At 46.1% G+C, this 25,993-nt stretch carries 17 protein-coding genes and 1 pseudogene; 11 read left to right on the top strand and 7 right to left on the bottom strand.

The window, feature by feature from the left end; translation table 11 throughout:
• Positions 1 to 447: 447 nt before the first annotated feature.
• Positions 448 to 3,156, bottom strand: coding sequence for an HTH-type transcriptional regulator MalT (gene malT, locus ACF8EG_RS01315; RefSeq protein WP_392419342.1), 2,709 nt, complete (start codon positions 3,154 to 3,156; stop codon positions 448 to 450).
• Positions 3,157 to 3,909: 753 nt separating this feature from the next.
• Here malT and ACF8EG_RS01310 point away from each other — a divergent pair.
• The 5 genes from ACF8EG_RS01310 (at position 3,910) to ACF8EG_RS01290 (ending at position 14,194) form a co-directional block, all read left to right on the top strand.
• The gene (locus ACF8EG_RS01310; RefSeq protein WP_025500132.1) at positions 3,910 to 6,363 is read left to right on the top strand and encodes a glycogen/starch/alpha-glucan phosphorylase; all 2,454 of its coding nucleotides are present in this window, start codon (positions 3,910 to 3,912) and stop codon (positions 6,361 to 6,363) included.
• A 117-nt stretch (positions 6,364 to 6,480) separates the two neighbouring features.
• Positions 6,481 to 8,661 carry a 4-alpha-glucanotransferase gene (gene malQ / locus ACF8EG_RS01305; protein WP_005480181.1) on the top strand — a complete coding sequence of 727 codons (2,181 nt, stop codon included), beginning with the start codon at positions 6,481 to 6,483 and terminating at the stop codon, positions 8,659 to 8,661.
• A gap of 267 nt (positions 8,662 to 8,928) precedes the next feature.
• Positions 8,929 to 11,124: a 1,4-alpha-glucan branching protein GlgB gene (gene glgB, locus ACF8EG_RS01300; protein ID WP_392411035.1), complete on the top strand. Its 2,196-nt coding sequence runs from the start codon at positions 8,929 to 8,931 to the stop codon at positions 11,122 to 11,124.
• A gap of 151 nt (positions 11,125 to 11,275) precedes the next feature.
• Positions 11,276 to 11,953, top strand: coding sequence for a monofunctional biosynthetic peptidoglycan transglycosylase (gene mtgA / locus ACF8EG_RS01295; protein WP_005484665.1), 678 nt, complete (start codon positions 11,276 to 11,278; stop codon positions 11,951 to 11,953).
• Between the two features lie 180 nt (positions 11,954 to 12,133).
• Positions 12,134 to 14,194, top strand: a complete 2,061-nt coding sequence (locus ACF8EG_RS01290) for an alpha-amylase (protein WP_069505514.1) — start codon at positions 12,134 to 12,136, stop codon at positions 14,192 to 14,194.
• Positions 14,195 to 14,261: 67 nt separating this feature from the next.
• Here ACF8EG_RS01290 and ACF8EG_RS01285 read toward each other — a convergent pair whose 3' ends face one another.
• Positions 14,262 to 14,978 (bottom strand): DsbA family protein, encoded by a 717-nt coding sequence (locus ACF8EG_RS01285; RefSeq protein WP_065765759.1) that lies wholly within the window; start codon positions 14,976 to 14,978, stop codon positions 14,262 to 14,264.
• A 96-nt stretch (positions 14,979 to 15,074) separates the two neighbouring features.
• Positions 15,075 to 15,281: a copper resistance protein gene (locus ACF8EG_RS01280; RefSeq protein ID WP_229616686.1), complete on the bottom strand. Its 207-nt coding sequence runs from the start codon at positions 15,279 to 15,281 to the stop codon at positions 15,075 to 15,077.
• A gap of 529 nt (positions 15,282 to 15,810) precedes the next feature.
• On the opposite strand from ACF8EG_RS01280, the gene ACF8EG_RS01275 reads away from it, so the two are divergent.
• The 4 genes from ACF8EG_RS01275 to ACF8EG_RS01260 all read left to right on the top strand — a co-directional run bounded on the left by ACF8EG_RS01275 (position 15,811) and on the right by ACF8EG_RS01260 (position 18,695).
• Entirely contained in the window at positions 15,811 to 16,548 is a 738-nt protein-coding gene (locus tag ACF8EG_RS01275) for a nucleoside recognition domain-containing protein (RefSeq protein ID WP_005480162.1), read from the top strand.
• Positions 16,548 to 17,015 (top strand): YjiG family protein, encoded by a 468-nt coding sequence (locus tag ACF8EG_RS01270; RefSeq protein ID WP_005458317.1) that lies wholly within the window; start codon positions 16,548 to 16,550, stop codon positions 17,013 to 17,015. The genes ACF8EG_RS01275 and ACF8EG_RS01270 overlap by 1 nt, the downstream gene beginning before the upstream one ends.
• A 9-nt stretch (positions 17,016 to 17,024) precedes the next feature.
• Positions 17,025 to 18,149 carry a M20 family metallopeptidase gene (locus ACF8EG_RS01265; protein WP_069505512.1) on the top strand — a complete coding sequence of 375 codons (1,125 nt, stop codon included), beginning with the start codon at positions 17,025 to 17,027 and terminating at the stop codon, positions 18,147 to 18,149.
• 171 nt (positions 18,150 to 18,320) lie between these two features.
• Positions 18,321 to 18,695 carry a YkvA family protein gene (locus ACF8EG_RS01260; RefSeq protein ID WP_031381517.1) on the top strand — a complete coding sequence of 125 codons (375 nt, stop codon included), beginning with the start codon at positions 18,321 to 18,323 and terminating at the stop codon, positions 18,693 to 18,695.
• 104 nt (positions 18,696 to 18,799) lie between these two features.
• Here the strand turns inward: ACF8EG_RS01260 and ACF8EG_RS01255 are convergent, their stop codons facing one another.
• From ACF8EG_RS01255 to ACF8EG_RS01245, 3 genes and pseudogenes are all read right to left on the bottom strand, one after another.
• The gene (locus ACF8EG_RS01255) at positions 18,800 to 20,104 is read right to left on the bottom strand and encodes a dicarboxylate/amino acid:cation symporter (protein WP_005458380.1); all 1,305 of its coding nucleotides are present in this window, start codon (positions 20,102 to 20,104) and stop codon (positions 18,800 to 18,802) included.
• Positions 20,105 to 20,504: 400 nt separating this feature from the next.
• A pseudogene (locus tag ACF8EG_RS01250) lies at positions 20,505 to 21,775 on the bottom strand (DUF1835 domain-containing protein).
• A 280-nt stretch (positions 21,776 to 22,055) separates the two neighbouring features.
• A complete protein-coding gene (locus ACF8EG_RS01245; RefSeq protein WP_069505510.1) occupies positions 22,056 to 22,946 on the bottom strand; it encodes a LysR family transcriptional regulator in 891 nt (296 codons plus the stop codon).
• A 109-nt stretch (positions 22,947 to 23,055) separates the two neighbouring features.
• Here ACF8EG_RS01245 and ACF8EG_RS01240 point away from each other — a divergent pair, with 109 nt between their 5' ends.
• Both ACF8EG_RS01240 and ACF8EG_RS01235 read left to right on the top strand, forming a co-directional pair.
• A complete protein-coding gene (locus ACF8EG_RS01240; protein ID WP_069505508.1) occupies positions 23,056 to 23,364 on the top strand; it encodes a monooxygenase in 309 nt (102 codons plus the stop codon).
• A gap of 7 nt (positions 23,365 to 23,371) precedes the next feature.
• On the top strand, positions 23,372 to 23,743 hold the full coding sequence (locus ACF8EG_RS01235) for a hypothetical protein (protein ID WP_069505506.1): 372 nt from the start codon (positions 23,372 to 23,374) through the stop codon (positions 23,741 to 23,743).
• A 64-nt stretch (positions 23,744 to 23,807) separates the two neighbouring features.
• Here the strand turns inward: ACF8EG_RS01235 and ACF8EG_RS01230 are convergent, their stop codons facing one another.
• On the bottom strand, positions 23,808 to 25,979 hold the full coding sequence (locus tag ACF8EG_RS01230; RefSeq protein ID WP_069505504.1) for a polysaccharide biosynthesis tyrosine autokinase: 2,172 nt from the start codon (positions 25,977 to 25,979) through the stop codon (positions 23,808 to 23,810).
• Positions 25,980 to 25,993 lie beyond the last annotated feature (14 nt).

The following is a 25,993-nucleotide window of genomic DNA, read 5'->3' as shown; positions in this document are numbered from 1 at the left end:
TTAACATTTTATTTTCATTTACATTTTGACTAACTCAATTGTTAACAAATCACCTAAATTGCATTTTGAAATTGCATAATGCAATTGGGTTTTGTTTTTTGCAAAAATTTATATAGGCAATATCAGTTTATATGAGATCTTGTGCCCAAAAATAAAGCTTTGAAAATTGGCATGATTAATGCATAATACTTCTCGACCCTTCTTAAGCCGAGGGTCACCTAGCCAACTGACGTTGTTAGTGAATATAGATTGTTCACAATAAATATGAGCCAATCGCGATTATTGCGGTTGGCTATTTTTTTGCCTGTCGTATATGAACAACGTTACTTACGTGCTTTGCAAATTGCACTTCCCTCACTGGCGGCTTATAAAAAAAGGGCTGACGCATAACGCCAACCCATTTTTGTTTTCAATTAAAAGCCCATTGTTTTACTAAGGTTATTTGATTTAGTAACCCATCAATTGCAGTAAATTCTCCGCAGTTACAATGGCTTCTTTACGATTCGCGATGTTGAGCTTTTGATACAAGTTGCGAATGTGGGTTTTGATTGTCGTACCTGCCACATCCAATTCTTGTGCGATTTGCTCGTTACTAAAGCCAGAATAAATCAAACCTAGAACCTGCCATTCGCGCTGTGTTAACGGGCTCGTGCGTACAAGCTCCGGCACATTCGGGTGATTTACCAACTTTTCAATAAAGTCTTCATCAAAGTGGATCGAGCGGCTGCGCTGATTCGATGAAATGTCTTTCATTAGTTGTTGAGCGCGGTGACGTTCTAGATCGCCCAGCTCATGACGCAGGCTGAGTTTCTCTAGCAGGCCACCAATCGTAGCGCCATCAATCAGGAAGTTTCCGACCATACCTGTTTGGTTCGTCATTACTAGCGCTTCTTTTAGCAGCGCTTTGGCTTGCTCTTCGTCTTTTTGGCGTGCGGCCAAGACTGCTTCAACAACGAGGTTGCGATTGGTATCGGTAATGAGGTTGGTACGGCGCGCTTCACTTTGCAGGAAGTTTAGCGCTTGGCGTGCTTCCTCATACTGACCCAAATTGATGTGTGCACGCACTATATTGCGCCATTGCAGTTGTAAGAAGTGGTTACATGCCGATTCTGAACGAACCGCCGTGTTCAACCATTCTTGCATGGCTTCTGTATTGCCACGCGCTTGCCAGAATAAGATCAACGATAAAGAGGCGTTGGCGGTCCAATCTACGTGGTACGTAGACTGCTTCATTAAATGTTGAATGTGCTCGATGAATTTACCGGCTTTGTCTAGCTCGCCACGGCCAATCGCAATGCGTGCCAACATTGAGTAGCTATGTAAGTGCTTACTCGGCGAATGGTTTTCGAGAATTTGTAGGCCTCGGTACGCACACTCTTCGGCTTCATCTAGGCGGTTCCAGCACCATAAGACTTGCGCGCGGATACGCAATAAAAACTCGTGCAGAGGAACGTGCTGTAATTGCTGATCTTCAATCAGACGGAAGCCCGAATCTTGCAGCTCAAAGGCCGCTTGCACGTAACCTTGAGCAATCAATATTTCGCTTTGTTGTAAAATCGCCCACAGTGCTTGATGGTAAACCTGATACTGGCGCGCCAATTTTTCGGTTTGCTGCATCATCGGCAACGCGCGGTCGAGTTTACCCAGCACGTGGTTCACTTCGCCTACGACTGAGGTCGCGACAATTCGGCTACGGTAAATGGTGTTGTCTAGTTGGCTGAGAGCCAGCTCCGCAAGTTCAAGCGCTTTCTCGGGTTGGTTGCTGTTAATCGCGACCTGAGCTAGCAGCGCGTTAGCTTGGCCTTGGTAATGGATATCTAGCTCGATGTTGCGCTTTTTATGCTCTTCTTCGGCTTCTTCAAGCAATTGGCCAACTTGATTGTATCGGTGTTGGCTCTGCGCTAACCATGCACGTAACATCGTCAATTTAGGGTGGCTAAACAGCAGCTCTGCATCCAGCTTATTGATGGCATGCTCGAGTGTGCTTAACTCACCTTGGTTGAACATCTTCCAACCGAATTCATTCAAAATCTCAACGACTAAGTCTTTATCGTTGGACTTTTGTGCGTGATGAATGGCTTGGTGTGGCGATTTTTGTTGCAACCAAGCGACCGCCGCATTGCGGTGAAGATCTTTTTCTTGTTGAGGAATACGTGCTTGACGCTCGTGAGACAAGAACTCGCCAAACAAGTTGTGGAAGCGGAACCAGTTATGCTCGCCTTCAAGTGGATAAATGAACAAGCCGTAACGGTTAAGCGATTCAATTAGACCCAGCGCGTCTTCGCGTTGAGTGAGGGCAAATACCAACTCATCGTTAAAGTGATCCAGCACAGACACTTGCATCAAGAAGTGACGAGTTTCGTGATCGAGCAGGTCGAATACTTCTTCGACTAGGTAATCCCACAAATGCGCGTGATTGAACTGCGATACCGACTCGACGGTTTGCGCCAATGTGCGGTTTTGATGTTGGGCTTGCAGCGCGATCAACTGCATCGCAGATGGCCAACCTTCCACGTAGGTTCTTAGGCTGTTCGCCATGTCTTCATCAATGCCATCGGCAATGCGTTGGTTAAAGAAGCGGGTGGTTTCTTCAGTATCAAACGCCAACATTTCGTTGCCGATTTCGATCATTAAATCGCGCACACGCAAGTTTGCCGTGCCCAGTGGCGGCGCTGCACGGCTGGTGACGACAACCGTTAAGTTGTCTGGCATGTGCTTGAGGAAGAAACGCATGGATTCATGAATTTCATCGTTGGTGATCAAATGGTAGTCGTCGAGTACCACGTAGCACTCTTGATGAAAATCTGCCATTTCGGCAAATACTTCGCTGAACAGGGAACGTAAAGAGGAAATCTGGCGCTTTTCGGCCAGCTTTTGCGCATTCGAGCAGCTGAAATTTGTCGCTTTGTTCAGCGCTTGGAGTAAATAGTTGACGAAACGAAAGCCATCATTGTCACTGTCGTCAATGCTGTACCAACCGACGTTTGGCTTATCGGATAGCCACTGAGCGGCCATCGTTGTTTTTCCGTAACCTGCTGGAGAACGGAACAAAACCAATTTGTAGTAAGGCGCTTGTTGTAGTAAGTCCAACACTCGTGGGCGCACAATGGCATTGTGTAGTCGGCCGGGACGAGTAAGTTTAGATGGAATCCACATTAGTAATTATGTCCTTATTTATGATACCCAAGTGACTTCAACGCACTGTTTTTAACAAGAGACCCTCTCGAAGTCTTCCTCTCGTCCAGCGACACCGTTAAACAACCATCAATGTTTCGGCAATTAAGCGTGATTTTCACTTTGCGCTACCCTGTTTTGGGTTTGGCAATATCCACACAAAATGCCATCTCCCGAGGTCACTTAGGTATAAAAGCTAGCAAAACTAGAAATAACTCACACCGCATAATTCTAGCTTGTATAAAAAATGCTCAATCTTGTAAGCCGAGAGGGATGGTACGACATCAGAAATGCTCGTTACTTTGATCCACTTCCTAATTCTCAAGAGTTGATGGATTTGGCATCAACTACGCCCTTGTTTTGTGATTTTTGTCACTTAAATGTCTTTGGTGTTGGTGCTATTAAGATTGTGTTGCACATCTCTTGCGAAAAATTTCTCGATGTTAACGAAGCTAATGTGATCGGTAAGACACTTTTTGTATGATAGGTGAAAAGGGCAATAAAAAGCGTCATGAACAATCTTTAACCTTTCTCATATTTGGTTGTGATCAAAATCACTAAGAATAGGAGCCAAGGACGTCGTGTTGAGATTTGGATCACTAACTTCCTTATGGTCCCCCCTCTACGCCCTCACCCCTCCTCCTGCAAAGGAGGAGAATTAGGAGGATGTTTATTCACAGAGGTAAATGCACGATGTATGGCAGATGAATTACTAAAAGACGTGAGAATTTCGTAATGAAACCTACTCAACAGAAACAATTTGACAAGAAGTCCTTCCAAGACAGCGTTAAGAAACACCTTTCAGTAACTTACGCTCACACGGTTGAAAATGCAGACAGCCGCGCATGGTACCTAGCAATGGGTCGCGCACTGGCTGAGTTCACTACTTTTGATTTGCTTGCTACTGAAACCGATCCTCGCATCCAACAAGCGAAGAGCGTTAACTACCTTTCACTAGAATTCCTTATTGGCCGTTTAACGGGCAACAACTTAATCAGCATGGGTCTGTACGAACAAGTAACAGAAGCGATGGCTGAATTAGGACATAACCTAACTGACCTTCTAGAAGAAGAGCGCGATCCGTCACTTGGTAACGGTGGTCTTGGTCGTCTGGCAGCATGTTTCATGGATTCATGTGCTGCTCAAGAGTTCCCAACTGTGGGCTACGGCCTTCACTACGAATACGGCCTGTTTAAACAGTCGTTCAAAGACGGTCGCCAACAAGAAGCACCAGACGCATGGCGTGGTGTGGAAGGCTACCCTTGGGAAGTTGCTCGTCCTGAGCTGGCGCAAGAAATCGGTTTTTACGGTCACGTTGAAGTTGTTAATGTAGACGGTAAAGAAGTTCGCAAATGGGTTCCTGGCATGTCTGTAAAAGCAATGCCTTGGGATCTGCCTATCGTAGGTTACGAATCAGATACAGTTTACCCGCTACGTCTTTGGGAATGTCAGGCGATTGCACCATTCTCACTAGCAAGCTTTAACAACGGTGATTACTTCGAAGCGCAACACGCACTGATCGACGCAGGTAACATCACTAAAGTGCTTTACCCGAACGACAACCACGAGAAAGGTAAAACACTGCGTCTGATGCAACAGTACTTCCACTCAGCAGCGTCTGTACGCGACATCCTACGTCGCCACGAAGCAGCAGGCTACTCGCTAGCGGATCTACCTAAGCAAGAGACTATCCAGCTTAACGATACGCACCCAACGATTGCGATTCCTGAACTAATGCGCATCCTGATGGACGAAAGAGGTCTAACTTGGGAAGCGGCTTGGGAAATCAGCTCTAAGACATTCGCGTATACCAACCATACGCTACTTCCTGAAGCACTAGAGACATGGCCAGAGTCGCTAATCCAGCACCTACTACCACGTCACATGGAGATCATTTACGAGATCAACCACCGCTTCCTACAAGACGTACGTGCAATGTGGCCGGGTGATGTCGCGAAACAACAGAAGCTTTCTATCATCGAAGAAGGTTTCCACCGTATGGTTCGCATGGCAAACCTATGTGTAATCGGCTCTTACGCAGTAAACGGTGTAGCAGCACTTCACTCTGAATTGGTTAAGAAAGACCTATTCCCAGAGTTCCATGAAATGTACCCGACACGTCTACACAACGTAACAAACGGCATCACGCCACGTCGTTGGTTGAAATTCTGTAACCCAGGTCTGTCTCAGCTTATCACTGAGAAAGTCGGCGCAGAATGGCCAGCGAAACTTGAGCAGCTAGAAGGCATTGCTAAGTACGCGACTGACGCGACATTCCAAAAAGAATTCATGGCAGTGAAGAAAGAGAACAAAGAGCGCCTAGCAAACTGGGTGAAAGAGCACATGGGTATCGAGCTCGATACTAATGCTATCTTCGATGTTCAAATCAAGCGTCTGCACGAGTACAAACGTCAGCACCTAGATTTGCTACACGTACTGTCTTTGTACCACCGTATTCTTAACGAACCAGGTTTTGAGTGCACGCCACGCGTAGTGTTCTTCGCAGCGAAAGCCGCACCGGGTTACCACCTAGCGAAAGAAATCATCTTCGCAATCAACAAGATTGCAGACAAGGTGAACAACGACCCTCGCATCGGTAATAAGCTGAAAGTGGTATTCATTCCTGACTACCGCGTGAGCATGGCTGAAATCATCATCCCTGCGGCTGACGTTTCTCAACAAATCTCGTTAGCGGGTAAAGAAGCATCAGGTACGGGTAACATGAAGATGGCGCTAAACGGTGCCCTAACTATCGGTACGATGGATGGTGCGAACGTTGAAATTCGTGAAGAAGTGGGCGATGAAAACATCTACATCTTCGGTCTAGACGTTGAAGGTGTGAAAGCACTGAAAGCTCAAGGTTATAACCCATTTGACTACTACAACGCGGATCACCTACTCAAAGCGTCCATGGACCTACTACTGGGTGAAGAATTCACTCCAGGTCAACCGGGCTTACTACGTGCAACGTACGATAGCCTACTGGATGGCGGTGACCCATACCTATGTCTTGCGGACTTCGCATCGTATGTGAAAGCGCACGAAGAGATGGGCAAACAATATAAAGACCAAGCTGGCTGGGCGAAGAAAGCCATTCTTAATACCGCCCTTGTTGGTAAGTTCACCTCAGACCGCTCAATTCGCGACTACGTGAACAATATCTGGAAACTAGAAGCGGTTCACCGTTAATAGAACAGAGTTAAGACCAAGGTAGCCAAGCGCTACCTTTGGTCATTTGCAAACTTACGTTATTGATAACAATAAAACCCTACATGGAAGGTGTTGGTATTACCTTCGGAGAAAGCGATGAAAGAACAAACAGCATTAAAGAAAGTCGCGGAAATGGCGAGATTGGCTGATAGCTACGTCAGCGCGTGGGGAGACGAGGCAAAAGTTTCTGACGAGACTCTACGCCGCTTGCTCACTTCACTAGGCTACGATACTAGCAGCGATGAAAAACTATTGGCTTCTGCTGAAAAGAAACATAAGAAAGACGTACTAGCCCCTGTTCTTGTTTTACGCGACGGCGAACCAGTCGAAGTGGAACTAAACCTAGGTACGAGTGCTCGTGAGAGTGAATTCAGCTGGCGTTTAGAAACAGAACAAGGAGAGGTACTTGAAGGCTATCTTCAGTCTCAAATTGTTCGTGATGAGCGTGCTGAGGGTGGCCCTCTAGTGTTTGCATTGCCAAAGAACTTGGCATGGGGTTACCACAAACTGATCATCAGTCGTAAGCGTCGTAAAACGCCTTACGAGATGTCATTGATCATCACACCGAAAGCGTGTTTCAAACAAGAAGACCTAAACCAACACAAAAAACTGTGGGGTCCAAGCATTCAGCTTTACACACTACGCACTCAGCATAACTGGGGCATCGGTGATTTTGGCGACTTAAAACAGTTGGTGAGTGACATTGCCTCTCGTGGTGGTGACTTCATTGGCTTGAACCCAATTCACTCACTTTTCCCAGCAAACCCAGAAGGCGCGAGCCCATACAGCCCGTCTTCTCGTCGCTGGCTGAACATCATGTACATCGACGTAAGCTCTGTACCTGAGTTTGCGCTAAGTGCAGAAGCACAACAGCGAGTGGGCAGCGCAGAGTTCCAACAACGTCTACAAAAAGCGCGTGACTCACATTGGGTGAACTACACCGAAGTTTCTCAACTAAAAATGAGCGTATTGCCGCTGCTATTTAGTGAGTTCAAGGCTCGTCATCTCGATAAAAACACGGACCGCGCTCGCGCATTCTTAGATTTCGTAGAGAAGGGCGGCGAAAGTTTATTGCACCAAGCGGCATTTGATGCGCTTCACGCAGATTTGCACGCTGAAGATTCTGGCGTTTGGGGTTGGCCTGTATTCCCTGAGAAATACCGCACATTCGACGCGGCTGGCACTCAGAAATACATCAAAGACAACCAAGATCGCGTTCACTTGTACATGTACCTACAATGGATCGCAGACGATCAAATCAAAGAAGCGCAAGCCCTAGCTGAAGAAAAAGGCATGGCTGTGGGTCTGTACCGCGACCTTGCGGTTGGTGTTGCAGATTCTGGCAGTGAAACATGGGCGGATGAAGGCAACCTAGTGCTGGATGCAAGCATCGGTGCGCCACCAGATATTCTTGGCCCTCTAGGTCAAAACTGGGGTCTGCCACCGCTTAACCCTCAAGTGTTGGAAGCGACAGGCTACGATGCGTACATCAAGTTGCTACGTGCCAACATGAAACATTGTGGTGCACTGCGTATCGACCACGTACTTGGCCTATTGCGTCTATGGTGGATTCCAAAAGGCGAAAAAGCGACAGAAGGCGCGTACTTGTACTACCCGGTGGAAGACATGCTCGCAATCCTAGCGCTTGAGTCGCACCGTCATCAGTGCTCTGTGATTGGTGAAGACTTAGGTACTGTGCCAGATGAAATCGTTGATATCCTACGTGATGCAGGCGTGCATTCGTACAAAGTCTTCTTCTTCGAAACCTCAAAAGAGGACGGCGGCTTTATTTCTCCGAAGCATTACGCAGAGCAGTCTATGGCGGCATTGTGTACGCACGACATGCCAACCCTACGTGGTTTCTGGCACTGTGATGACTTGAAAATGGGTCGTGAGATTGGTCTGTACCCAGATGAAAAACAGTTGGAAGGCTTATTCGCTGACCGCTTGAAGTGCAAACAAGGCATCCTAGACAGCGTTCGTTGGCACGGTTACTTGCCAGAAGGCATTGGCCATGATGCGCAGTTCGTACCAATGGATTCATACCTAAGCGAAGCGCTTCAATTGCATGTAGCTGCGGGTGACTCTGCACTGCTTAGCGTTCAGCTTGAAGACTGGCTGGAAATGGATCAACCGGTCAACATTCCAGGTACAGTTGATGAGTATCCAAACTGGCGTCGTAAGCTGTCAATGAACCTAGATGAAATCTTCAGTCGTGAAGACGTGAATCGCATTTCTAAACGCCTCACAGAAGTTCGCGCACAGGCGAGCAAATAAGATGCGTAGAGTGACGTAGATGAATGAGCGGATTACTAATTTTGTTAGCTCAGAGGTACGAAAGTTCCGTCTAGGTCACTCATTCAACCCACACAATCCGTTAGGATGAAGTACCGTTATTATGCCCGCGACAATAGCGGGCATTTTTGTATTTTGACGCCGTTTACGCGACGAACGTGAGAAGCGGAGTCTTTTGTGAGTTCACAACGTTGGCTGTGGAGAAACCAACATTCGATTCAAACGAATATTGGCTCTAGGGAGAAAGATTTGAAAATCACCAAAACAAAGAAAATAAAGAAAAAACACGAACGCGCGTACGAACTGCTTGCTGAGGCGGCTTACTCAGATCCATTTGCGGCGTTGGGCCCATTCATTGATGACGGCGAAGGTTCGCTGCGAGTGTGGATGCCGGGCGCAAACAAGGTTGAACTGCTTGTTAATGGTGAACCTCGCGTGGCGCTTGAACGCGATGGCGACAGCGGTTTTATCTTAAAAGAGCAACGCGGTTTACACCTGACCCACTACCGTTTAGCGGTAGATTGGAATGGTGTTGAACAAATTATTGATGACCCGTACCAGTACCACAATATCTACCAAGAGTACGAGCATCTGCATACGCCAAAAGACATGTATCACTACATGGGCGCGCACTTTGTCACGCTAGAACGTGGCGGTGAAAACATTTCCGGTGTTCGTTTCCTTGTCTACGCTCCGCATGCATCGGCTGTTAGCCTTGTGGGTTGCTTTAACCAATGGGATGGTCGTCGTCACCCAATGCAACGTTTAGATTATGGCATTTGGGGTTTGTTCATTCCTGGCTTAGAAGAAGGCGTTCAGTACAAATTTGAGCTCAAAGGGCCAAATGGGGAAGGGCTGCCACACAAACAAGACCCTTGGGGTTTCTACTCTGAGCAATACCCATCGTTCGCATCCATTACTTACGATCACAAGCGTTACCAATGGCAAGATGCGAAATGGCAAAACCGCGCAGTGACACAAAAGCGTGATGAAGCGTTATCGTTTTATGAGCTGCATGCTGGATCATGGAAGCGCGACGAGAAAGGTGATTTCCTCAACTACCGCGAACTCGCGGAGCAGTTGGTGCCATACCTTGTGGATATGGGCTACACCCACGTTGAGCTGATGCCTGTGTCTGAGCATCCATTCTATGGTTCATGGGGCTATCAACCCGTTGGCTTATTTGCGCCAACTAGCCGTTACGGCTCTCCGGATGATTTCAAATTCTTCGTGGATGCGTGTCACCAAGCTGGTATCGGTGTGGTGTTGGATTGGGTTCCGGCGCATTTCCCATCGGATGACCACGGTTTAGCAAACTTTGACGGCACACCGTTGTTCCACGACCCGGACCCACGTCGCGGTTGGCACCAAGATTGGAACTCATACATCTACGATCTCGGTCGTGAACATGTGCGTCGCTTCCTTGTATCGAATGCGCTGTACTGGTTTGAACAATTCCATATTGATGGCATTCGCGTGGACGCAGTCGCATCGATGCTCTATCTCGATTATTCACGTAGTCACGATCAGTGGGTACCAAACGTCGACGGTGGCAACGAAAACTACGACGCAATCGCAACTTTAAAATGGATGAACGAAGAAGTGTACAAGCACTTCCCGAATGCGATGACGATTGCGGAAGAGTCAACGGCGTTTCCGGGGGTGTCTGCGCCAACCTTTATGGGGGGGCTAGGTTTTGGCTTCAAGTGGAATATGGGGTGGATGCACGACAGTCTTTCATACATCAAAGAAGATCCTGTTCACCGCAAATACCACCACAATACCATCACATTCCCGCTGGTTTATGCGCACAGCGAGAACTACGTCTTGTCTCTCTCTCACGATGAGGTGGTGTACGGCAAAGGCTCTATCCATAACAAGATGCCGGGTGATGAATGGCAGCAAACCGCAAACCTACGTGCATACTACGGTTACATGTATGGTCAACCGGGCAAAAAGCTGAACTTCATGGGCGCGGAAATCGGCCAAACGGCGGAGTGGAACCACGATGATCAGTTGCAATGGTTCTTGCTGGAATATGAGCGTCATCAAGGCGTGCAAAAGCTGATGCGCGATTTGAACCACTTGTACCGAAATGAAGCGGCGATGCACGATCAAGATTGTGTCCCTGCGGGTTTTGAGTGGCGTCTACAAGACGAAGCGGATGCGAGTATCCTAGCGCACGAGCGTATCAGTAAAGAAGGTGAGCGTATTCTCATCATCACTAACTTTACGCCCGTACCACACGAGCGTTTCCGTTTAGGCGTTCCAAATGCAGGTCAATACGAACTGCTGCTGAACACGGACGACAGCAAATACGGCGGCAGCGATTTTAAAGTGCTGACCAGTGTGAAAACGGAAAAAGTCGAAAGTGAATCACAGCCTCAATCACTTGAGCTTCGTTTACCACCACTTTCAACCGTGTTCTACAAGCTGAATAAATAATTCAGTCTAATCAAATTCTAAGCCCGTTTTACAATGTAAATCGGGCTTTTTTTGACCTATTTTTTACCTCAAAAACTTGTTGTTCCTGATTGAATCAGGCAAGCTCGCTGGTTTGTTTATCATCAATCGCTAATGCATTGGGGAACCACTCATGTTGAAAAGGCTTAAGTCATTTCTATTTAAAATGGTGTTGATATTACTGATTGCCCCAATCGTTTTGGTTGGTGTGGTGAAATATGTCGATCCACCAATATGGGGATGGAAGTTAAGCCGCATTGTTGCCCCACCAAAGAACTATCCAGACAGCAGCCAACACGAATGGGTATCCTTGTCGCGTATTTCAAAAAATATGCAGTTAGCGGTGATTGCGACCGAAGACCAAAAATTCCCTCATCATTATGGTGTCGATTTCGAGTCGTTATTCGACGTGATTTCCGAGGCTGGTGATAATGGTCCGTCGAGAGGCGCGAGCACCATTACCCAACAAGCCGCGAAAAATGTGTTTTTGTTTCCGTCTCACTCCTACGTTCGCAAGGCTTATGAGCTTTACTTTGCCTTGCTGATGGAGCTGATGTGGAGCAAAGAGCGCATTCTCGAAGTGTATCTAAATGTGGTTGAATTTGGTCCCGGTATTTACGGCGCTGAAGCGGCGGCGCAGAATTATTTTGGTGTCAGTGCAAAGCAACTCTCGAAGTGGCAAGCAGCGCGTTTAGCCGTGGTGTTGCCAAATCCATATCGAATCAAAGTCTATCCACAAAGTGATTACACTGCTCGCCGCACAAGATGGGCGATGAACCAAATGAGCAATCTTGGCAGCGTGCAACTTTAACTCCCTCAATCCATTACGCTTAAATAGAACTACGCCTCTATATCAATAAAATGTGAAGCGTCACAACCTTTGGGGCGTAGGCAGTTAGAATGATGTGTTCAGTTTCTTATCTAGGCACAATTAGTGTGAATAAAACTAATAAATGTGCATGGTTACCATGTGCAGCCAATGGACTGAACGATGAAACTGAACCTGATTACCACTACTTTACTGCTTGCGTCGGCAAGTGCCATCGCCGAGCCTAACATCACCATTTCTACCACGACCAACAGCCGTGACTTCCCACTAAGTGCAGAGCAGCCTTTGGTTGTGCCTCTAACCAAAGACGGATACACGCTTAAAATCACGGGCGTTGAAGGTGACTGCGTTGCACCTGATGGTCAGAAAGTGAAGTTCAATAAACCTATCGCGCTAAATTGTGGCAAGCCGACCGAACTGCCACTCAAAGTTCGCTTTACTGGCGACTATTCCTTCGCTTATGACGACGCGGCTAAGACGTTGCTGTTTAAGCGAGAGCCGAAAAAAGCAGCAAAAACCGAATTTAAACGCCCGATCCCGCAAGTACAATGTGAAGTCTACCAAGGCGGTGAAGTGACGATCGCTCTGGGAGATAGCTTTCCTGAAGGCATCAAGTTACGCGATGCTTATTCAGGTCAAATGGTTGAAGTGAAAGAGCAGAAAGTATCGCTGACGCCAAGTAAAGACTCTGGCGGTCTAGTGCTACTAGAACCTGTGCAGAAAACCAAAGAAGCGGTGCCATTTGATTACCGAAATGCAAACATTTACTTCGTGATGGTTGACCGTTTCAACAACGCAGACGCAAGTAACGACAACAGTTATGGTCGCAAAAAAGACGGCAAAGATGAAGTTGGCACGTTCCACGGCGGTGACCTTAAAGGTGTAATTGAGAAACTGGATTACATCAAGAGCCTAGGTACAGACGCGATTTGGTTGTCGCCAATCGTTGAACAAGTGCACGGCTTTGTCGGTGGTGGTGATAGTGGCTCATTCCCGTTTTATGCTTACCATGGCTACTGGACGCGCGATTTCACCAAGATTGATGAGAACTTCGGTAACGAAGAAGATTTAAAAACGCTGGTGGAAGAGGCGCACAAGCGTGGCCTCAAAGTCTTGATGGATGCGGTTATCAACCATTCTGGTTACTCAACATTGGCAGATCTACAGTTCGACGGTATCGATGTGTTAAAGCCTAATGCCGAACTGCCCAAGAAATGGGGCGACTGGCAACCAAAAGCAGGCGAAAATTGGCATAGCTACCACCAGAATATTGATTATCAGAGTCCGAACTGGGCGAAGTGGTGGGGCGGCGATTGGGTAAGAACCGGCTTGCCGGGTTACCCAGCTCCGGGCAGTAGCGACATTACGATGTCTCTTGCTGGCTTACCAGATTTCATCACTGAATCCAATAAAACCGTCACGCCGCCGCAATGGTTGTTGAATAACCCTGGCACTCGCGTAGAAGCTCGTGACAATTACACCGTCTCGGATTACTTGATTGAATGGCAAACTGACTGGGTGAAACGCTTCGGCATTGATGGTTATCGCGTCGATACGGTGAAGCACGTTGAAGGCGATGTGTGGAAACGCTTGAAAGAAGAGGCTTCAAGCAGTCTTGAGCAGTGGCGTAAAGAGAATGGTAAGTCAGGTCAGCCGTTCTGGATGATGGGCGAAGTCTGGGGACACACCGCGTATCGCAGCCCTTATTTCGATGATGGTTTTGACGCGTTGATCAACTTCGATATGCAGAAGAAGCTAGACAAAGGCGCGGCGTGCTTTAGCCAAATGGCAGACACTTACCAAAGCTATGCGGACACTATCGCGAACGAGAAAGACTTCAACCCAGTCAGTTACATGTCTTCTCACGATACGGAGTTGTTCTTCTCACGTTTTAAAGATTACGGCATGCAACGTAACGCCGCGAACGCATTGCTCCTTAGCCCAGGAGCGGTTCAGGTTTATTATGGCGATGAAGTAGGCCGTAACATTGGCCCTTACGCGGATGATTTCCACCAAGGCACACGTTCAGACATGGTTTGGAAGCTATCTGATGACAAACAAGCTTTGCTGAAACACTGGCAAACCCTTGGTCAGTTCCGTCAAGCACACCCTGCCATTGGCGCAGGTCAGCATCGAGTTATTGAACAGGAAGGCGCGTACGTTTTCTCTCGTTCGCTTGGCAATGACAAAGTCGTCGTGGCGTTTGTTGGACGTGATAAGTAACTAAACGCTCTTTATGTCGGTAAATATAAAGCCCTTCCTTGAGTTATCAGGGAAGGGCTCTGTTGTTTTAGTTCGCCAGTTCTTGGTCGATGACTTTTTCTAGCTCGTCAAACGGCACATAGCCAGGAATGACCTGATCATTAATGATCAACGCGGGCGTACCGCGTAAACCAAGTTGCGTGAAATACTGATAGTTTTTATCAAGCAGCGCTTTGGTCTCTTTGTCGTCGACAAGCTGCGCTTCTGTCCCCGTTTTCTTCGCGATCTGTTTTAACGAACGTGCATCATGTGCGCCCGGTTTTTTTACCAATAACGCATGCACTTGTTCGTACTTATCTCGCTGGTTTTGCCAAACATTTAATGCGTAACTTGCCGAGTTGTAGCCGTTTTTCTCGTATTGTTCTTTAAAAGAGACATTGAGGTTAAGCACTTTTATCTGCGGATATTCCTTACCAACTTTGACCAGTTCTCCTTCTAAACGTTTACAAAAAGGGCAACTGTAGTCCGTTACGTTAATAATAGTTAACTCTGGGGTTTCAGCACCAAAAGAGGAATGTTTGCCATCATTTAGATAGTGACGAACCTCCTTCAAGGTGTCGCCAAATGACTGTTGATACGCAATGTACTCTTGCAGGTTTTGGTGCAATGAATCAAGAATTTGAGGGTTCTCTTTTAGTATCTGAGTAATTTCCTCTAGCTTTTGTTCTGAGGTCTTTTCTGATGCGAAAGATACGGCAGGTACGATAGCCAGCGTTAACGTCAAAAGTGTACGAGTGAATGTCATAATATTTCCTAAAACTTTTAGATTTCGTTGTTTGTTATGTGAAGCGAATAAAATACGTACAAAAGTCAGGCGAGGAGGCCTCTCGCCTTGCTAGGTTTATTCTCTAAACACGCAAAGTTTTAGGTGAACCCGATACTTTTCCGGTATCGGTTCTGTGTATTCCAGATAACGAATTGCTGCGGATGCCATCGGCAGCGCCACAATCAAAGCAAACAGAAAAAACGGAATAAGAATATGATCAAACTGGTGCTGGTACGCTTGAACCAACTTCTCTGAAAGGTCGCAAGATGGTGATAAATTCACGCTTTCATTTTGCTGACTCTGTATTTGGTGAGCCTTAGGGCAGCTTTTCGAGAAGCCGGAGTTTTGGCTTAAACATACCATCACCACCCAAAACACGAGGGCGAGTGTCCACTTGGCTATTTTAGGTTGTGAGCGTAACAATGGGCTGCCTAGTCCTGTTGATTCTGGTTTATGCCGTTTGCATATGACCGGACAATCCTAACCTAAATTTCATTATGGAATGTTACTTTCGAGTTAATCGATATCGCCTCAATGCCAAAGTATGAAGTACGTCATGAATGTTGTAGAAAGCAATATTCGTCAGAATCATTGGTCGGATTGATGAAGAAGTCCTGAGGTATCGATATAGATTAATATACCTAATTGTTAGTACAAATTTTTATTATCTTTCAAATGTGATTAAAATCATAAAACAAAACTTCATAACTGAGTCACCAGAATGTTCGGCAGGCGGATTGATTTTGATCATCTCTCTAGCACATTATTCGGGTGAACATATGTGTCCTGTCCCACATGTGTAGGTAATGTTATGAAAAATCCTGTTCAAACCGAGCGCAAGGTTACGCTGGGGTGCTACGTTGCACTGGCGTTTGCGGTCGTCTTCTTTTCTGGTCTAATGCAATCGAACGAATGGTATGGCGTATTTGATTTCACCACGTTGAATGGCTCTTTTGGCAAGGTGGCTTATGGTGTCACCGAAACGGCTGACGGTGTGCAAGTTGCAACAACGTCGCTTCGTGGTACTGGTGGTAGCGGTGCACGTGACGGTTTCATTTTTGCACTTACTTTGATTCCTACCGTTATGTTCGCACTGGGTATGATCAATGTACTTGAGCACTATGGCGCACTAGAAGCGGCACGCAAACTGTTAACGCCGCTTCTTCGTCCAATTATGGGTATTCCGGGTAACTCTGGTTTGGCTCTTATCGCTTCGCTGCAAAGTACCGACGCGGGCGCGGCGATGACTCGTCAGCTTAAAGATGAAGGCCATCTTACCAAACGCGAAACCGATGTGTTCACTATGTTCCAGTTCACCGCTGGTGCCACTATTGTTAACTTTTTCTCCTCAGGGGCGGTACTGTTTACGTTGACGATGGCGGATGGCTCGCTTGCCGTAACGTCTTCTATTGGTTTGGCGGTTGTGGTGATGTTCTTGTTTAAAATCGTGGGTGCGAACTTATTCCGCATCTACCTAAACATCACAGAAGGTAAAGAAGACAAGCAAGAGCAAAGCAAATCTGAGAACTTAAAAGAGGAGACGGCGTAATGAGTGACGTAAAAGTAAGTAAGCCGATGGTGACGGATATTTTCGTTGAAGGCGCTAAAAAAGGCTGGGTTATTGCGACAACATCAACCGTGCCTAACGTTCTTATGGCGTTTGTCATCATTAAGGCGTTGCAGATTACTGGCGCGTTGGATTTGATGGGCTCGGTATTTTCTCCAGTAATGGCGGTTTTTGGTTTGCCAGGTGAAGCGGCTGCGGTGCTGATTGGTGCTTGGATGTCGATGGGCGGGGCAGTTGGCGTGGTTATCACATTGTTTGACCAAGGCATCTTGAACGGTACGCACATCGCGATTCTTGCACCTGCAATTTACCTAATGGGCTCACAGGTTCAGTACATGGGTCGAATTATGGGACCTATCGGTACTGAAGGTCGTTACATCCCAATTATGATTGCGATTTCCGTATTGAACGCATTTGGCGCAATGCTAGTCATGAACTTGTTTGTTTAGGGGGCAATCATGCAGTTTTCTCTCAATGAATATCTCGAAGAACTTCGTCCTCTCATCAATGTCGATTGTGGCACGTACACCACTGATGGCATTGAGTTTATCGCTTCTCAATTTGAAGGGAAGTACCAAGCGATGTCTGGTTGGAGCGTAAAACGCATCGACTGTGGCAGAGCGGGCATCGGTCTTGAAGTTCGAAACAAGCCTGAGGCTGAGCAAGTTGACGTGATGCTGATTGGTCACATGGATACAGTGTTCCCTGTCGGCACCGCTGGATTACGTCCTATGTCTCAAGACGCTGACAAAGCGTACGGTCCGGGGGTCTCGGACATGAAATCTGGCTTGCTGAATATTGTGTACGCGATGCGTAACCTCGACCAAGCGGTGTTGGATAAACTGTCGATTTGTATCTGCATGAACCCAGACGAAGAAACCGGATCGTTAGATTCGGTCGACTGGATTCAATCTGTTGCAAAAAACGCGAAAAACGTATTGGTGGCAGAAGCAGCACGCGCAGACGGCGGTTTAGTCAAAGCGCGCAAAGGCATGGCGCGTTACAAAGTCACGTTTAACGGCGTGGCGGCCCACGCTGGCAACGAGCCAGAAAATGGCCGCAGTGCAATTACCGAGATGGCGAACTGGATTCTCGCAATCAATGCTATGACGAACTTCGAATCTGGCACCACATTAAACGTGGGTATTGTGTCTGGCGGTAACGGCGCAAACATCGTCCCTGAGCACGCTGAAGCGATCGTGGATGTGCGTTTCTGGAGTAATGAAGAATACGATGATGTCGATAGCAAGCTAAACGGCATGCTGGAAACACCATTCGTTGATGGCGTTAGCATCGAGTTGGTTCGTGAAGCTTACAAACCTTCTATGGTGCCAAGCGCGCAAACTGAAAGCTTGATGGCATTAGTTGAAGAAGCAGCAAGTGAACTGTCTATCGACATCAACTGGAAAGAAGTGGGTGGCGGCTCTGATGCAAACAATACGGCAATTCTTGGAGTTCCAACTTTGGATGGTCTAGGACCTATCGGTGCAGGTTTCCATAGCGATCAAGAGTATTTATTGCTTGAGTCTATCGAGCCACGAATCAAAATGCTGATGCGTGTACTGGAGAAGATTGCTCAATAAGGCATTCTCCTTCTAAAGCTTGGTTCTCAACATCACGATCCCCAGACTTCGGTTTGGGGATTTTTCTATCTGTGTTTTTGTTTCACTTTACTATCATTTCTTGTTATTAATCTTGCGTTCAGGTTCGATTTATTAATATGTTGGCCACAGTCATAAATTTCGGAGGCAACGATGATCACAACAATGTCTGTAAAATCGGCGCCGAAAGACGCCAAAGATCAAACGATGCAAGCGCCAGATGAGAAAACATTCTGGCGCAAAATGAAAGGGTCGGTTAAGAAAGCGGGTGAAGAAATTGCCGTTATGGGCATCAAATCATGGCTCGCGATGACAGATTCCAACACCGCCGTTCGCCATAAGGCGATTTTAGGTGGCGCGTTGGCTTACTTTGTATTACCAACCGATATGGTGCCTGACGTACTAGCAGGCGTCGGCTTTACCGATGACATGGCAGCGCTTACGTTAGCCGCTAACTCTGTCGGCAATGCCATCACTAAAGAGCACGAAGCACAAGCCAGAGAAAAACTGAATTCGATGGCGGATTAGAAAGAGCATTTCTAGACGTGGCGAAAACAAAAGCCCCGATGTTTCCATCGGGGCTTTCTTTTAGACAGGACTATATAATTTCAGAATGGTAATCGTAGAACGATTTAGGCGTCAGCGCGTTTAAGATGCACTTCTTCTTCGGCAACGCCTGCCATTGGGTCGTTGAAGCGAGCTTCATCCAATGCGCCTTCTGATTTCGCAACAATGACGGTCACAGCACTGTCACCAGTGATGTTTACCGCGGTACGAATCATATCAAGAAGACGGTCAACACCCATGATGAGCGCGATACCTTCAAGCGGCAGACCAACTTGGTTCAATACCATAGCAAGCATGACAAGACCTACCCCAGGAACACCCGCAGTACCAATAGACGCAAGTGTTGCGGTCATGATAACCATCATGTAATCGCCCATGCTCAAATCAATATTGAATGCTTGAGCAATAAATGCGGTTGCGACACCTTGCATGATGGCTGTGCCGTCCATATTCACGGTTGCACCTAGAGGAACAGTGAATGATGAAATACGGTTATCTACGCCCATGCGGTGTTTTGCTGTTTCCATTGTCACTGGAATGGTCGCGTTTGATGATGCCGTTGAGAAGGCAAACATGATTGCGTCTTCCATCTTACGTAGGAACGTAATTGGGCTAAGGCCAGTAAAGCCTTTTAGCATTAGACTGTAAGTCACTAGGCCGTGAAGCAATAGTGTGCCCGCTAACACAACAAAGTACTCGGCTAGGTTGACGATGGCACTTAAGCCAAGACCAGTAAACAACTTCGCCATCAAGAAGAACACGCCATATGGAGCTAGGTTCATCAAAATTGCTACAAGCTTCATGATCACTTCGTTTAGATCAGAGAAGAATGCTGCAATTCGCTCACCAGGCTTACCTGCTGCGCTGATCGCGACACCAAACAGAACCGCAAACACGATCACTTGCAGGGTTTTACCTTCTGCCATCGCGCTGATTGGGTTGGTTGGGAACATATCGATGATCACTTGACCCAAAGAAGGCGCCTCTGCCGACTTAAATGAGCTTGCTGCTGTCAGATCAGCGCCAGCTCCCGGTTGGAATAGCGTGCCCATTGTAAGCGCAAGTGTGATAGCGATAGCGGTCGTTGCTATATAGAAAGCAAGGGTTTTACCACCCATGCGACCCAATGTAGAAAGGTCTTTTAGAGAGCTCGTGCCGCAAACCAGTGAAACAAACACTAGTGGTACGACAAGCATTTTTAAGCTGGCGACGAAGATCTGCCCACCAACTTCAAATAATCCATTAACGATGTATGCGTCGACAAATCCGTTGTCGGCAAAAAGTGTGCGAATTGCAAATCCTGTCAAGATACCCGCTACCATACCTAAAATTACTCGGCTGGTGAGCGACATCGGTTTCTTGGTATTCATGAGAACACTCCTTATAGTTATGCACCTTGAGTTCACTTCAAAGCGGCGAGCAGAGTAGCAGTGGAGTGAGAAAATACGAAAGAATAATCCTCTGATTGATTAATAGATGTGAACTTTGTCACTATAAAAAATAGAACTTTAACTAAATTGTAACGAAATTGCTGGTTGAAAACTTCAAGTTTTAACATTTTTATCGAACATACAACCGATAGAAATGAATTCTTACATTTCGGCTAAATAAGGAATGATGTGCATATCTTCGAGGCGGAAACTGATTTTTGCATAAATAGTTACGGTTTATGCAGTGTGAAATAGGTGATAGGCCGTAATAGTATTTGGATCCAGACGGCGATGCTAATGCTCACTACAGTCAATAGCATCGCAGCTCAAGGTTGCGTAATTACGATTTTTTGTAGTGAGATAGTGAGGAGATGCGTTGGTGATCCCAACGCCAATGATTATGTTCGCTTATTCGCATTCCGCCCACCCAGTAACATTGCTTTGCTCGCTTTTGGCCTGCTAAACACGCTTTGCCAAATTCGGTCAGCGTAACTTTTTGTTCCCACCAATTCTTCTCTAATGAGTCGATAGCGAAAAGCGGCACTTCGGATTGAGTCAGTGGAAACAGTAGGGCGTAAAACATGACATCACCTAAAAAGGTAGCGGTTCAATTTGCTGATACCGCTTGAACCACTCTGTTACAGAGATGGGTGAACGCGGTGAACTCAATACATTTAAAGCAAGCTGTTGAGTCATGCTCAAACCGCTATTGGTATGAGGCAGTTCTTGCAAGAGACGCCTAAGCACATCGGACATGTTCGGTAAGCAATCCAGTTGATGTTGATCTATCAAACTGACGATAGCTTTTGGTGAGGAACATGACACTGCTTGCCAACACTGCTTTGCTTGGCTCAATAACTTAGCAGATACGGGTTTACGGTATCGCCAACAAGAACGAATAGCTTCTTCAGGCAACTGCCCAAAGCCAATGAATCGCTCAGTGCCCGGGAACTGGTTCAACTCAATGATCTCTATCACTTTATTCTCTACTTTCTCTAACTGTGTTAGAGCGCGAATTAGCATCAATTGATCATAGCTGTCATGTTCGACCCAAAAGACGATTCGTTCAAATACATCACTTTGCAACAGTTCGAGGTTTGATTGTTCCAATGTGACTATATCTTGAATCGAGTCTTCACGCTTCATCACGGGCAGCAGAGTTTCTACGACATATTGGGCACGAATGGTAAGGAAGTTCTGCGGTGTTGCTGGTATGGGGCCAATACAAAGCGGATCGATCAGGGCTAAAAATGTCCCTTCAAATCCGCTGGCTTTAAGTTGTTGTTGAATGTCGTGGCCACAACGAACGTGTAGCGTTTTTACTTTCGCATCTAGTGGCGGTTTTTGTTCTTTGATGGCTAGTTTGTGCACTTCTAGCTCTTCGACATGAGCTTTTAGTTTACTCCAACTGGATAAGCCCAGTTCTCTTGCGAGTGCATGTTGAACGTCAGCCAATTGAATTGTATTGGGAGCCAAAGATTCTGGTTTGGAGTGAAATCGCTTAACTAACTCCAACGTAGCGTCATCGCATAGGCGGATAGCTTTGAGCCTTTTTTTAGCAATGGATTTTTGCTGATTGATATTGATCGAGAAGCTATTTGTAGAGTTCATATTTCACCTTTCTTATTTCTTCCACACTCGCCTAAATAGAAGCTAAAAAGAAGGTAAAAATAGATTGTGCCTGCTAAACCAAGCAGGTGAGGATATTGCCGTGAACCGAGTTCTTTCCGCGAGTGTTGGGTGCTTTAGGCATGAGCAGAGTGATAGTAGGTGGTCGCTATCCTTCGTGCAACCTTTTGTGAGAGTGTAGCGTCACAAAATGGCCGTTTCTCTATTTTTAAGGAGAATCAATAAGCGATAACACTAGCGATTCAACTCAATACCACTGTCGCTAGGCTCGAGTTTCTACACTTTTGAGTAAAGTACGATAAAGCGCTTGAGTCGCAGGACCGCTTTTGGCTCCTTTGGGCAAAGTGAGGTGCAGCGCAACCTGATATTGATGGGAGTGTTCGATCTCCAATACTTTAATTTTATCGCTCTTGCGGGCTGCGACTAAGTGCGCTGGTAGCCGACAAAATCCAGCGCCTTGCTCTACGGCGTGAAAAGCGTGGTCGAAGTTATCGACGGTAATACGCTGACGTGCGCGCAGCCAGCCTACGTCTCGCTTCTCTTTGTCTGATTCCCCCAAATCTCGAACCACAATTTGGCTGGTGGTCGCAAAGTCCGCCAATGAAATATGTTCCTTCTTTGCTAGCGGATGTTGAGCTGCGATCACAGGGACCATAGTGGTAGTGCCAAACGCTTCAGCAGGGTAGTTGGTGATCGGAAGGTTGATGATGGCGATGTCCGCTAATTCATTGATCACCATGTCTGTGGTTTTACTCAGAGAGGTTTCTACGACTTGAACTGAAGTTGTATTGTTTTGTGTGAGAAATTCGCTAAGAGGAGTATAGAGCCAACTTGGATCGCACAGGTGATCGATAGCTACCGTAATTTGCGACTCTACACCGCTATTTAGCTGTTCACTGATCATTTCAAGTTCATGAGCCTGCTCAAGCATTGATTGCGCACGGCGTAACATCGTCTTGCCGTGTTCGGTTAACCCCGCCTTACGACCTTTTACTTCTATTAGCTTGATACCAAGCTGGTCTTCAAGTTTTTTCACCGAATAGATAAGCGTGGTATGGCTTTTATTGAGCGTTACTGCGGCTGACTGAATGCTTCCCGCCTGTTCAATTGCTTGTAGTGTTTGCCACTGCTCTAAGGTTGTTTTGAGTCTCATTAGTCAGTTTTTTCCACAGTTAATGGCAAAATTATGAACTTTTTTGTCAGTTTTATAAAGGTAATAATCTTCCCATCGAAAGCGAGTCAATAATAAGAGGAGACTCAAGATGGCGAAATTACTGCAAGTTGATTTTGAATTTCATGGCCCATTTGGTGAAGACATGTCGAATGCTCTGATCGATTTAGCGAAATCAATTAACCAAGAGCCGGGTATGATTTGGAAAATTTGGACGGAAAGCGAAAAAGACAAACTCGGTGGTGGTATCTATCTTTTTGAAGATGAAGCCACGGCGCAAGCTTATCTCGAAATGCATGCCGCACGCTTAAGAAAAATGGGCGTAGTCGAAGTACGAGGTCAAATCTTCGATATCAATGTGCCGTTAACGACGATCAATCAAGCGCCTATTGGAGGATAAGGAGATGATGACCAACCGCACTTTTCTAACCGTTCATGGTGTCATATATACGGTATTCGCTTTTGCGTTGTTTTTTGTACCAACCATGATGTGGCCGATGTATGGCGTACAAATTAACGACAAATACGCGCTGTTTTTATCGCAACATACGTCGATCTTTTTAGGTGGAATCGCTGCGGTGAGTTTGATGCTACGTGATGTGGAATCTGGTAAGACTGCGAAACAGCTGTTTAAGGCATTATTGATTACTAATGGGTTAGGGGCAGTGATTACTATCTATGCCGGCATTACAGGAGTATTTGTCGGTTTTGGTTGGAGTGACCCAATATTCTTTGTCTCGCTCAGTTTGTTGACGTACAAGCAATTAAGAGTGCAATAGAAAAAGCCCTGCTGTTTCTAGCAGGGCCTTGTCATATTTGGTCAAATTAGCGATCTAGATTAATTCATGATTCGCTTTTGTAAGCGTAGTTGTAGTAGCCGTATCCATAGCCGTATGAGTTAGATGCTTTTTTCTCAACCGCATTGAGAATCACACCTTTAACTTCTACACCTGATTGCTCGAAGCGACCACGTGCTACCTCAATTTCTTTCAATGTCGTTTGGTCGAAGCGAGCTACCATCAATGTGGTGCCAGCAAGTGCACCAACGATGCTTGGATCCGTTACTGCAAGTACAGGCGGTGTATCGATGATGACTAGATCGTACTCAGCGGACATATCATCAATAAAGCTCTTAAAGCGAGGGTGCATAAGAAGCTCAGAAGGGTTTGGTGGAACCTGACCGCGAGTAACCACATTTAGATTGTCTATTGACGTCGATTTAATGATGTTGCTAGGTGCTACTTTACCGCTCAGGTATTCTGAAAGACCATTATCCCAACGTAGGCCGAAGCATTGTTGTAGGTAACCCTTACGCATATCTGCATCAATAAGAAGCACTTTTTGACCTGTTTTCGCAGCAACGGCTGCAAAGTTGGTCGAAACAAATGTCTTACCAATAGAAGGCGCAGGACCGGAAATCATAAGCACGTTGTTTTTCGCTTCCATCATTGCGAAGTGCAAACTGGTACGTAGGCTTCGAAGAGCTTCGATAGATAAATCTGCAGGGTTCGCTTCGGCAAGTAAAACCAACTCATTGTTGCCTTTGCTTTTATTGCGCTTCAGTTTGCTTGCAAACTCTAGCTGCTGAATAGACTTAGGCACGCTTGCATATACCGGAATGCCTATTTGCTCGATTTGGTCAGGCGTTTCTACACCACGGTGGAAGGCTGCGCGAATCAATACGAATGCAACGCCAGCCATACCGCCTAGCAACGTCGCCAAAACAACGATGAGCGCTTTTTTTGGTTTTATTGGTTTAGAAAATGACTGAGCACTATCAAGAATACGAACGTTACCAACGGTTCCTGCTTTGATAATGTTGAGTTCTTGCACCTTGTTCAATAGCTGGATGTAGATTTGTTGGTTAACTTCTACATCACGTGTCATACGCAATACTTCACGTTGAGTTTTAGGTAGTTTTTGAACTTGTTTGTTTAGGCGCTCTTTTTCTTTAAGCAAGGTTTGACGCTTATCAAGCAGCGATTTGTATGCCGGGTGATCCTGAGTGAAGCGTTGGCTGATCTCACTTTCTTTGAATGTAAGCTCGTTCAACTGCGCTTCTAATTCAACCATCACTTTCAATGTTGATTGAGCTTCTAAGCCTAAATCGATGGATTCATTTTCTTGACGGAATCGATTAAGTACATCTTCAGATGCCGTCAGTTTAATTTTGATATCTGGTAGATGGCCTTTCAAAAACTCAAGACTTTGTTCTGCTTCTGCGGAATTACGTTGTACATTTTGTAAGAAGTAGTTTTGGCTAATATCGTTCAGGATGGCTTGAATTTTAGTACGATCTTCGCCAGAGAAGCTTAAAGAGATAATTCCCGTTTGCTTGCCACGCTCGCTGATTGAAAGGTTTTCTTGAAGTTTGTTAATTGCATCTAGCTTGCTGATTTTGCTGACCGTGAATGAGTCACCAGTTTGAGCCACTAATTCAGTTGCTAAAAATTGGTATCCATTCTTCTCAAGCAGCTCACCAACTTTTCCTTCAAGTACGACACTGCCATTATCCTCAGTTAGCTTGAATGCTTTCTGCTCTGCATCTACAACTTCTAATGTTAGAGGAATTCCGACCGCATAGGATGGAGCGTTAAAACGAGTAACGTTAATGCTAATTTGCTCGCCTTGGATTCGTGCTAAGCCTTTGCCAATGATTGGCATATAGTTAGGAGATGCAACGGTTGTTAAGTTGAACTTATCTACAGTGCCACCCAAGATCATACGAGATTTAATGATTTCAATTTCAGTAGTGGCAGATGATTCGGCGGAGAACAATTCTCCCATATCACCAACCATTGCAGAAATACCACCTGAACTCTTACTTTCAATTTGAATCAGAGCATCAGCTTTGTAGATAGGTGTAGATAGAATGGCAACACCGACACCTACAATAGAAAATAGGACGACGGTACATAAAATGAGCCACTTAGCATCAAGAATGATACCAAAGAGCTTCCCCAAATCGATTTCATCGTCGACTTGACGTGATTGTTTAATAGTTTGTGTTGTCATTACTTTAACTTCTT

Origin of the sequence: Vibrio sp. YQ_11, from assembly GCF_043103065.1 — a bacterium.
GTDB lineage: Bacteria > Pseudomonadota > Gammaproteobacteria > Enterobacterales > Vibrionaceae > Vibrio > Vibrio parahaemolyticus.
This window is presented reverse-complemented; position numbering and strand designations above follow the sequence as displayed.